Origin of the sequence: Paracoccus halophilus, assembly GCF_000763905.1 — a bacterium.
GTDB classification, from domain to species: domain Bacteria; phylum Pseudomonadota; class Alphaproteobacteria; order Rhodobacterales; family Rhodobacteraceae; genus Paracoccus; species Paracoccus halophilus.
In genome coordinates this window covers 20,779-30,230 of sequence record NZ_JRKN01000035.1, presented here as the reverse complement: position 1 = coordinate 30,230, position 9,452 = coordinate 20,779, and the positions used below count along the sequence as shown (strand labels likewise).

General features: G+C 61.9%; 12 protein-coding genes and 1 pseudogene. 10 read left to right on the top strand and 3 right to left on the bottom strand.

Annotation, left to right across the window (positions count from 1 at the left end; translation table 11 throughout):
* Window positions 1–99: 99 nt before the first annotated feature.
* From IT41_RS16600 to putP, 9 genes and pseudogenes are all read left to right on the top strand, one after another.
* Window positions 100–573, top strand: coding sequence for a hypothetical protein (locus IT41_RS16600; RefSeq protein WP_036743484.1), 474 nt, complete (start codon window positions 100–102; stop codon window positions 571–573).
* A gap of 1 nt (window position 574) precedes the next feature.
* Entirely contained in the window at window positions 575–880 is a 306-nt protein-coding gene (locus IT41_RS21370; protein ID WP_036743482.1) for a hypothetical protein, read from the top strand.
* The gene (locus IT41_RS20225; protein ID WP_175496407.1) at window positions 864–1,502 is read left to right on the top strand and encodes an HNH endonuclease; all 639 of its coding nucleotides are present in this window, start codon (window positions 864–866) and stop codon (window positions 1,500–1,502) included. The genes IT41_RS21370 and IT41_RS20225 overlap by 17 nt, the downstream gene beginning before the upstream one ends.
* Window positions 1,503–1,520: 18 nt before the next feature.
* Window positions 1,521–2,036, top strand: a complete 516-nt coding sequence (locus IT41_RS16585; RefSeq protein ID WP_081967597.1) for an SMI1/KNR4 family protein — start codon at window positions 1,521–1,523, stop codon at window positions 2,034–2,036.
* A 71-nt stretch (window positions 2,037–2,107) separates the two neighbouring features.
* Entirely contained in the window at window positions 2,108–2,626 is a 519-nt protein-coding gene (locus IT41_RS20220) for an SMI1/KNR4 family protein (protein ID WP_081967596.1), read from the top strand.
* A 136-nt stretch (window positions 2,627–2,762) separates the two neighbouring features.
* A pseudogene (locus IT41_RS20215) lies at window positions 2,763–3,000 on the top strand (helix-turn-helix domain-containing protein); the annotation flags it as partial.
* A 12-nt stretch (window positions 3,001–3,012) separates the two neighbouring features.
* Window positions 3,013–3,303: an IS110 family transposase gene (locus IT41_RS19565; RefSeq protein WP_175496406.1), complete on the top strand. Its 291-nt coding sequence runs from the start codon at window positions 3,013–3,015 to the stop codon at window positions 3,301–3,303.
* A complete protein-coding gene (locus tag IT41_RS22090; RefSeq protein ID WP_081967595.1) occupies window positions 3,263–3,631 on the top strand; it encodes a transposase in 369 nt (122 codons plus the stop codon). Before IT41_RS19565 ends, IT41_RS22090 begins: the two co-directional genes overlap by 41 nt.
* Window positions 3,632–3,800: 169 nt before the next feature.
* Entirely contained in the window at window positions 3,801–5,252 is a 1,452-nt protein-coding gene (gene putP, locus IT41_RS16570; protein ID WP_036743473.1) for a sodium/proline symporter PutP, read from the top strand.
* A gap of 81 nt (window positions 5,253–5,333) precedes the next feature.
* Here putP and ade read toward each other — a convergent pair whose 3' ends face one another.
* The 3 genes from ade to leuD form a co-directional block, all read right to left on the bottom strand.
* Window positions 5,334–7,028, bottom strand: a complete 1,695-nt coding sequence (gene ade, locus IT41_RS16565) for an adenine deaminase (RefSeq protein ID WP_036743471.1) — start codon at window positions 7,026–7,028, stop codon at window positions 5,334–5,336.
* An 85-nt stretch (window positions 7,029–7,113) separates the two neighbouring features.
* Window positions 7,114–8,169 (bottom strand): endonuclease/exonuclease/phosphatase family protein, encoded by a 1,056-nt coding sequence (locus IT41_RS16560; protein ID WP_036743468.1) that lies wholly within the window; start codon window positions 8,167–8,169, stop codon window positions 7,114–7,116.
* Window positions 8,160–8,765, bottom strand: a complete 606-nt coding sequence (leuD, locus tag IT41_RS16555; RefSeq protein ID WP_036743466.1) for a 3-isopropylmalate dehydratase small subunit — start codon at window positions 8,763–8,765, stop codon at window positions 8,160–8,162. The genes IT41_RS16560 and leuD overlap by 10 nt, the downstream gene beginning before the upstream one ends.
* Window positions 8,766–8,851: 86 nt before the next feature.
* Between leuD and IT41_RS16550 the strand changes: the two genes are divergently transcribed.
* Entirely contained in the window at window positions 8,852–9,442 is a 591-nt protein-coding gene (locus IT41_RS16550) for a hypothetical protein (RefSeq protein WP_231564789.1), read from the top strand.
* Window positions 9,443–9,452: the final 10 nt, after the last annotated feature.

Below are 9,452 nucleotides of genomic sequence, written 5' to 3'. Positions count from 1 at the left end.
CCAGCCAGCGGATGGACCTCGTCGAGACTGGCAAGCCGCTGATGATCAGGCCTGCGGATATCGGCAATGTCATTCAGCCTGCCACTGAGCGAGGATAATATGGTGATCAAGTTTACGAAAGAACAGATGAACTCTGCGCCGATGCCGCCGCGCGAATTTGCGAAGTGGTACGTAAGTGAAATTATGACCACCGAGTTCCCGCATTTTGTTCGCGATCTCTATCCTCATATCTGCGAACAGCAAACCAGAAACGGCCTGCTCTATGCGCGGCATTTCGGGATCATGCGGCCGGACCTTCAAGCGCAATTCATGACGATCATGTGGGCGTTGGGGCCCAATTTTTTTGAAGTCGAGGAATTCGGCGAAATACTTTCCGATACCTCAATGACGGAAGACGCCAAGATCGACGCGCTATACGCCGTGTCGGATCGGGCAGGCGGAATGGCGGCTCAGCGGGCGAACGATCTGTATTGGTACCCGTGGCGGATCAAAAACAACATTCTTGGCCTCAAGGAAGATCCCGAACTTTTCGACGACGACGACGACGACGACGACGACGACGAGGACGAATAGCATGGGAAGTACCGTCCGGAACGCGGACATTTCCGGCGACGCTGGCGTAGCTGCAGCCCGGCGCAACCTTGACGATGCCACTCAGGTCTGGATTGATGTCGGGGTCGAGGCGGGATTGCTTGTCGCATCGTCGGTGCCTGGCGTGGGATGGGCTGCCGATACCGTGTCCTTGGCTCGCAGCGCTGCCGCCGGAGATATTGGCGGCGTGGTCATGGATGTCATCGGCTTCATCCCCTTCGGTGGCGATGCCATCAAGGGTTTTTTTCCGTGGGCGACGCATCAAGCGGGCCATGGAGGCTGCCGATGATGCGATGGCAGCTGCGCGAACAGGATTATCCCGTGCGCAAGAGTTTGCCCGGCGTCGCATGGCTGCTTCCCAATATTGGGGTGCCATCAAGAGGCGGCGGGATCAGATCAAGGACGCCTATAGGAAATTTGACACCGAACCATGCAAAGAGGCGCGCAAGCGAGAGTTGGAGCAAACCACACGGCTGCCATCTCGGCAGCAGGGCGAGTGGAAGAACGCGGATGGCAGTCCGGCATTGCCGGGCGAAGGGGTTTTTGTGCCGAAAGAAGGGACGCCAATGCATAAAGCTTTGGGACGACATCAGCAGCCTGTCACTGGCGTGCCCTTCAAGGATGGTCAACCAGATCTTTCTGGGTTTCCGCCGCTAGGTCGCAACGGGGCGGCTCCCGACGGCAAAGCCTATTCCGTTGAAATCGAGCAGAACCTCTCTGGCGATCGAAATGCTGATGCCCATGCCGCTTGGGAGCAGCGGGCGATAGATTATCCTGATACACGAAATCCTTCGGATGGGCAATGGCATCACACCGGCGATGGTGTGACTATGCAATATGTGGATCGAGACGTTCATAGAGCCTTAGCACACCAGGGTGGCGTTTCGATGAACACGTCGCCTGAATTCTAACGTTGTAAGGGAAAAGAAATGAATATAAAATGGAACTCAAAATGGGAAAAAAATGAACCGGCAGAGATGAGCTTTAATCGCGATGGTTCGGTTGCTTTTGGGGGCTCGGTTGGCGATGTTTTTATTCCAGAGGATTATAGAGATTTCATGCTGTATACGGACGGCGTCGGGACAAAAGAGACAGGTTCTTGGTTTCTAACTAGATATAGAGATGGTGTAAAAATTTTAGAACTAGAATACCTTTCTGAGTTCTTCTCGGTAGTCAACCAAACTTGGGGATTTAAGGCAAGCCTCTATCACGACGGTTATACAGTTCCAGAGGGGTATATGGACATTGGAACGGCAGAAGGTGATAGGGAATACACCAGCGTCCTGCTCTCTGTTCGCAAGGGGGAATCGGATTACGGGAAAGTTTTTACGTGGATGCAATCCCATGATCCTTGGATGGAAGGTGAAAATACCCAAGGCCTCGGCTTCGTCGCCGACAGCTTCACCGACTTCATGAATAACCTTGCTGAGCGGAAGAATCTGTGAGTGACAGGGGGATATATTGGGTGACATTCGCGAGCGCCTCACCGGAGCTATAGAGGGCAAGGATAAAGCTGATGATGTCTTTAAATCTTAACCCCGCTTGGCAGAAGAACGACCCTGCTCAGGTCGTATTTAACTCAGATGGCTCAGTGACTTTCAAGGGTCCGATAGGAGATGTTTTTTTGCCAGATGACTATAAAGATTTTCTACTGGAAAGTGAGGGGTTAGGCACAAAAGATGAAAACGCTTGGTTTATATCTAGATATCGAAATGGCAGCAAAATACTGGAGCTGGAGTGGCTCGGTAATTTGCGAAATATAATGCTCGGAACGTGGGGGTTCCAAGAAAGTTTGTATCATGACGGTTATATGGTTCCGAAGGGATATGTGGACATTGGAACGGCGGAAGGTGATAAGGAATATACCAGCGTTCTTTTATCCGTTCGAAAGGGAGAATCCGACTTCGGGAAGGTATTCACCTGGATGGAGTCCCATGATCCTTGGATGGAAGGTGAAAACACTCAAGGCCTCGGCTTCGTCGCCGACAGCTTCACCGAATTCATGAACAATCTGACCGACCGGCAGAACCTGTGAGCGGCTGGGGTGAAGCAAACATGTCTGGCGGACATCCGGTAGCGAATGGCCCGATACCAAACGGTGGTACTGTTGCAGAATTCAGGTGTCCACTTAACCTTCTTTCCGTGCTATTTTAGGAAATGAGGAACATCCGATGGGACGATCGACGACAGCGAAGACGCCGGGGCCGTGTGACGCCATCAGCAAGGTGGCGCGGCAGCGGATGATCGTGTTCGAGCTGGCCAGAGAACTGGGCAATGTCGCCGAGGCATGTCGACCGCGAGGGATGGACCGGACCAGCATTCTACGAATGGAAGCGGCGGTTCTAGACCCAGGGCTTCGACGGGCCGAAGGAGCTGTCGCCGATCCACAAGTCGCATCCGCAGCCGACCTAGCTGGAGGTGGTGGAGAAGATCAAGGCCTTTGCCCTTTCCCGGTGCACGCGCGCGAAGACAGACCGGATCGATGCAGGGCTGATCGCCCGGTTCATGCTGTTCCGACCGCAAGCTGGTCGACGGCTGCCGGTCGAGAATTCGCGTACTCTCAGGCCCTTGACTACAGGCAGGTCGCAGATCCTGGACATGCGCAAACGGCTTTCGGTGCAGATCGCGGCGCGCAGGAAGCAAGACATTCCCGCCGACGTCGAGGGCATGGATGCAGCCCCCAAGGGCCATGCCGGATACCCAGATCAGTGAGCTTGAGCGGCGGATCGAAAGCGTCATTGCGCAGCAGGAAACTTCGGCAGCAAAGGCAAGGCTTCTGCGGTCCATCCCCGGGATTGGAACGGTCTGCGCGGCCATGCTGATAGCGGAAATGCCTGAGCTTGGCCGGATGACCGCAGACGGGGCCGCCGCCTGTCACAACCCGGTTCTGAAACCGATCGCGCAAAGGCCCAGGACGCGCGGCAAACCCCACAACTCGTCATCGTCGCGATCGCCCGCAGACTCGCCACCATCGCAAACGCAATCCTCAAAACGGGCGTCCCATGGCAGCCTCAACCGGCCGCATGAACACAGTTGCTAGTCGGATCGTCTAAAATACGCGTCTTCCCAGACGATCCGCACTTCAAGGGGCGATTTTCGGGAAATTCGGCCAAAATATCGACGATGGTCACGAAAATGGCTGTTTTCTATAGGGTTTTACACAGTTTTGTGAAAAAATCCGTTCCAAATATCAAATTTGGGAGGAAGTCATGCAGCCCGGAGTCTGGATCAGCCTGACGGCATATTTCGTGTTAATGCTGGCCATCGGTGTCTATGCCTGGCGGAAATCGACCGCCAGTTCCGAGGAATACATGCTGGGCGGGCGCAACCTGCCGCCCGCGGTCGCCGCGCTGTCGGCCGGCGCCTCGGACATGAGCGGCTGGCTGCTCTTGGGCCTGCCCGGGGCGCTTTACGTTTCGGGGCTGGCGCAGTCATGGATCGGCATCGGCCTGTTCGTCGGCGCGCTGATCAACTGGATCGTGGTCGCCCCGCGCCTGCGCGAGCAGACCGAGCATTACGATAACAGCCTGACCATCCCCGGCTTTCTGGGCAACCGCTTCCCCAGCCAGGCAAGCCTGCTGCGGTTCGTCTCGGCCATCGTGATCGTGCTGTTCTTCGCGGTCTATACCGCCTCGGGGCTGGTCGGCGGCGGCAAGCTGTTCGCCAGCGCGTTCGGCGGCGATTACATGACCGGCGTGTTGCTCACGCTGGGCGTGGTGGTGGTTTATACGGTGATGGGCGGCTTTCTGGCCGTCAGCCTGACCGATTTCGTGCAGGGCTGCATCATGATGCTGGCGCTGGTCATCATGCCGATCGTGATCCTGACCACAGGGCAGGGCAATGGCGTCGGGCAGGCGGCCGAGCGGCTGACCGCGATCGACCCGAATTTCCTGTCGCTGTTCAACGGCGTCACGGCCTTGGGCTGGCTGTCGGCGGTCGCCTGGGGCCTGGGCTATTTCGGCCAGCCGCATATCATCGTGCGCTTCATGGCCGTGCGCAGCGTCGCCGAGGTGCCCAAGGCGCGCAATATCGGCATGAGCTGGATGGCCGTGTCGCTGATCGGCGCCATTGCGGTCGGCGTCTTTGGCCGCGCCTATGCCGAGCGGAACGGGCTGGATGTCGCGGACCCCGAGACGATCTTCATCATCCTGTCGGACATGCTGTTCCACCCGCTGATCACGGGTTTCCTCTATGCGGCGCTGCTGGCGGCGATCATGTCGACGGTGTCGAGCCAGCTTCTGGTCGCCTCGTCCTCGCTGACCGAGGATATCTATCGCACGCTGTTCAAGCGCAATGCGACCGATCGCGAAATGCTCAATATGGGCCGCGCGGCGGTGGTCGCGGTGGGACTGGTGGCGGTGCTGATCGCCTCGGACCCGGACTCGCAGGTTCTGGGGCTGGTGTCCAACGCCTGGGCCGGCTTTGGCGCGGCCTTCGGTCCGCTGATCGTTCTGGCGCTGACCTGGCCCCGGATGACCGGCGCCGGCGCGGTGGCCGGGCTGATCGTCGGCGCGGTCACGGTGATCCTGTGGATCGCCCTGGGGCTTTCCAGCACGCTTTATGAAATCGTGCCGGGCTTTGTCGCCGCCTGGGTCGCGATTGTTCTGGTCAGCCGCGCGACCGCGGATCAGGGCGAGTATCGCGGGATCGTCAGAAACTGACGGGCAGGTAAAACCGGAGCCCGGGGACTCACCCGCCCTGCCATGGCGGCAGGGCCGGGCACGCCCGGCGCCCACGGCCGGCTAACCCGCGATGATCTCGAAGCGCTCCACATCTATCATGCCGCGGTCGGTGATCTTCAGGACAGGGATCACCGGCAGCGCCAGAAAGGCCAGTTGCAGGAACGGCTCGTCCAGCGTGACGCCAAGGCCGCGCGCGGCCGCGCGCAGTTCGACAAGGCGGTCGCGGACTGCCTCGAAGGGCTCGAGGCTCATCAGCCCGGCGACCGGCAGGGCCAGTTCGGCCAGAATTTCGCCGCCCAGGGCCACCACGAGGCCGCCCTCGATCTGCGACAACCGGTTGGCGGCCAGCGCCATGTCGGCGTAATCCGCGCCGACCACCGCGATATTGTGATGGTCGTGACAGACGGTCGAGGCGATGGCGCCGCGCTTCATCCCGAAACCGCGCACGAAGCCGGTGGCGATATTGCCGTTCTTGCCGTGACGCTCGATCACCGCGATGCGCATGAGGTCGCGGGCCGGGTCGGGGCGCTTGTCGCCGTCTTCGGGGTCGATCTCCTCATGCAGGTGTTCGGTGATGATCTTGCCTTGCAGAATGCCGATCACATCCGTCGCGACCCGGTTGCCGGTGCAGCGAAAATCCGATGCCTCGACCCGCGGCGCCCTGACCGAGCGCCGCCCAACCGGCGCCAGCGTTTCGCGCGCGGCAAATGCTGCCGCATCGACCACGCGACCGGCGGCCAGAACGAGTTGCGCGTGGCAGCCCTCAAGGCTGTCCAGCGCAACGATATCGGCGCGCAGCCCGGGCGCGATCAGCCCGCGATCCCGGAGCCCGAACGCCTCGGCCGCCGAAAGGCTGGCCGCGCGATAGGCGGCAAGCGGCGGCGTGCCCAGTTCGATCAGCCTGCGGATCATGTAATCCAGATGTCCGTGTTCGCCGATATCAAGCGGGTTCCGGTCATCGGTGCACAGGCAGACATAGGGGCTTGTCACCTCGGTCAGGATCGGTTGCAGGGCCTCCAGATCCTTGCTGACCGAACCTTCGCGGATCAGCACGCGCATGCCCTTGCGCAGCTTTTCCAGGGCCTCATCGGCGGTTGTCGCCTCGTGTTCGGTGCGGATGCCGGCGGCGATATAGGCGTTCAGATCGCGCCCCGAAAGCTGCGGGCAATGGCCGTCGATATGGCCGCCGGCGAACAGATGCAGCTTGGCGATCGCCTCGGGGTCGCGCCGGATGACGCCGGGATAGTTCATGAACTCGGCCAGCCCGATCCCCGAGGGATGGCCCATGACCCGACGCAGGTCCTCCGGCCCGATCCGCGCCCCCGAGGTTTCCATCTCGGTCGAGGGCACGCAGCTGGACAGCTGCACACGCAGATCCATCAGCAGATGCGCGCTGGCCTCTTGGAACCAGCGGATGCCGTCCAGCCCGATGACATTGGCGATCTCATGCGGGTCGCAGATGGCGGTGGTGATGCCACGCGGGGTCACGCAGCGGTCGAATTCATGCGGGGTGACCAGGCTCGATTCCACATGCAGATGGGTGTCGATGAAACCGGGCACCAGCGTCAGGCCGGCAACGTCGATCACCCGCGCGCCCTCATAGGCGCCGATCCCCGCGATATGCCGGCCGCAGATCGCCACATCGCCGGCGATCATCGTGCCGGTGATCAGGTCGAGAACCCGCCCGCCGCGCAGCACCAGATCGGCGGGCATGTCACCGCGGGCCTGCGCGATGCGCCGTTCCAGATCGTCCATGATATGCCCCCCTCGCGATTCAGATTCTGACAGCGATACAGGATCGCCGCGGCAAGGGACAGCCGATCCGGGGGCTGGTTCCCCGTCAGGGCCAGTCCAGATCGACCCAGACCAGACGATGCGCGGATGCTGTCAGCGCCGCCTCGGCCAGCGGGCCCTCGGCCGGCCAGAACACGCCCGAGCCAAGGATCTTCAGCCCTTTTCGCGGCAGCACGTAATCGGCGCGCAGATTGCCGGGCGGCCTGTCATCGGACCAGTCGCCGGTATCCAGCGCCGGATCGCCCCTGTGGCTGGCATTGACGCCGCCCCTGGCCGCGGCGCCGCCCGCGCTGCGCGGCAGGGGGTCGGTGACATGATCCATGATCCGCGCCAGTGCCTGCGGCCGGCCGTCGCCATCGGCGGGATCGACATTCAGGATGCCCGCCAGCACGAAAGGCGCGTCGGGCAGGCGATCCAGCCAGAAGGCCAGCTCGTCATGGTTGCGGCGGCCGTTCAGATCCTCGGGGCCGTCGAAGACCGGCGGCGTCGCGGCCATGGCCAGCAGGTGCAGCGGCCGGCCCGCCACCGTCACCGTCGCATCCCAATGCGCGGCCGAGGACAGGCGGCGGATCGCCGCGACATCCTCGGGCAGGTCGGGCATCAGGTTGCCGGGCAGGTCGCGCCACAGATAGGCGCTGTAATCGGTGACCGGGCCGATCGGGTGGCGCGACAGGATCGCGATGCCGCCCTGACCCGGAAATTCGCCAAAGCCCTGCGCGTCGTCGGCGGTGTTCAGTCGCCCGTCGCCGTTGAGGTCCAGCCCCGAGGCCATGCCGGAATTGGGCCGCGCGGCAAAGCGGTGCGGGTAGTCCAGCCCCGCCTCGGCCAGTCTGGCGACAAGCGCCTCCAGCGCGCGGCCGTCATAGTCCCAGTCGAGATCGGTCAGCAGCAGGATATCGGGCCGCGTCTCGGCAATCACCTGCACGGCGGCGGCGATCTGCCGGTCGGCCTGTTTGCCGGTCCGGGTCAGGTCGCGCAGCAGCAGCCCCGGCCCGTCGCGCGACAGGTCCGGGCTATAGGTCGCGATCCGCAGCGGACCGGCACCGGCGCCGGCGCCCAGGGCGGCGATCAGCGCCGCCCCGGCAAGGGTTTTCAGACCCAAGGCCGGCTCTGGGCCATCTGTGTCTCGAACGTGTCGATGGCGGCGGATTTCTCCATCGTCTGGCCGATATCGTCCAGCCCGTTCAGCAGGCAATGGCGGCGGAACGGGTCCAGCTCGAACGGAAAGCTCTGCCCGTCCGAGGTGGTCACGGTCAGGTTTTCCAGATCGACGGTCATGCGGGCATTGGCGCCCTTGCGCGCGTCGTCCATCAGCACATCGACCACCTCCTGCGGCATGACGATGGGCAGGATGCCGTTCTTGAAGCAGTTGTTATAGAAGATATCGGCAAAGCTGGTCGAGATGACACAGCGGATGCCGAAATCCAGCAGCGCCCAGGGCGCATGCTCGCGCGAAGAGCCGCAGCCGAAATTGTCGCCCGCGACGATGATCTGCGATTCGCGCCAGGCGGGCTGGTTCAGCACGAAGTCCGCGATCTCGGCGCCGTTCTGGTCGTAGCGCATCTCGTCGAACAGGTTCTTGCCCAGCCCCGAACGGTGGATGGTCTTCAGGAACTGTTTCGGGATGATCATGTCAGTGTCGATATTGACCAGCGGCATGGGGGCCGCGATGCCGGTCAGGGTGGTGAATTTGTCCATTTTGTGTTCCTCGCAGAATTGACTTGGGGCGCGAAGCCCCGTTAACCGGAACCCGACCGGCGCCGGGCGCCACCGTAAAACGGGTCATGTCGACGATGTTCGCTGGGTTTTCCGATCCCGCCGCCCTGCGCGCCTGCATCGCGCGCGACTGGACGCCGCGGATCGGCGACCCCGAGATCACCGGCTGGGTGACGGTGATCGCCTATCTTGTCTGTCTGGCGCTGGCCGTGCAGGTGCTGCGTCGCCGGCCGGAGGGGGCGGCGCGCGGGCTGTGGCTGGCCATCGCCGGTCTGACGGCGTTTCTGGGGCTGAACAAGCAGCTGGACCTGCAGACCGCGCTGACGGCCACAGGCCGCTGCATGGCCCATGCCCAGGGCTGGTACGAACAGCGCTATGTCGTGCAGCTGGCCTTTATCGCCGGGTTGGTGCTTGGCGTGGCGATCACGCTGATCTGGGCCAGAAAACGCCTGCGCGGCCAGATGCGCAGGAACGGGCTGGCCCTGTCGGGCGTGACCGTCCTGTGCGGCTTCGTGCTGGTGCGCGCGGTGGGCTTTCATGGTGTGGACAGTCTGATCAGCATGGATTTCGCGAATATCGAGTTCAACTTCTGGTTCGAGAATGCCGGGCTGGTCCTGATCGCGATCAACGCCATCTGGCTGCTGCGGCGGGGGCGTTAGCCACCCCCGC

Bases quoted from the DNA above. Each gene is read 5' to 3' on its own strand.
- IT41_RS16600 (WP_036743484.1), top strand. From the start codon at position 100: ATGGTGATCAAGTTTACGAAAGAACAGATGAACTCTGCGCCGATGCCG.
- IT41_RS21370 (WP_036743482.1), top strand. From the start codon at position 575: ATGGGAAGTACCGTCCGGAACGCGGACATTTCCGGCGACGCTGGCGTA.
- IT41_RS20225 (WP_175496407.1), top strand. From the start codon at position 864: ATGGAGGCTGCCGATGATGCGATGGCAGCTGCGCGAACAGGATTATCC.
- IT41_RS16585 (WP_081967597.1), top strand. From the start codon at position 1,521: ATGAATATAAAATGGAACTCAAAATGGGAAAAAAATGAACCGGCAGAG.
- IT41_RS20220 (WP_081967596.1), top strand. From the start codon at position 2,108: ATGATGTCTTTAAATCTTAACCCCGCTTGGCAGAAGAACGACCCTGCT.
- IT41_RS22090 (WP_081967595.1), top strand. From the start codon at position 3,263: ATGCAGCCCCCAAGGGCCATGCCGGATACCCAGATCAGTGAGCTTGAG.
- putP (WP_036743473.1), top strand. From the start codon at position 3,801: ATGCAGCCCGGAGTCTGGATCAGCCTGACGGCATATTTCGTGTTAATG.
- ade (WP_036743471.1), bottom strand. From the start codon at position 7,028: ATGGACGATCTGGAACGGCGCATCGCGCAGGCCCGCGGTGACATGCCC.
- leuD (WP_036743466.1), bottom strand. From the start codon at position 8,765: ATGGACAAATTCACCACCCTGACCGGCATCGCGGCCCCCATGCCGCTG.
- IT41_RS16550 (WP_231564789.1), top strand. From the start codon at position 8,852: ATGTCGACGATGTTCGCTGGGTTTTCCGATCCCGCCGCCCTGCGCGCC.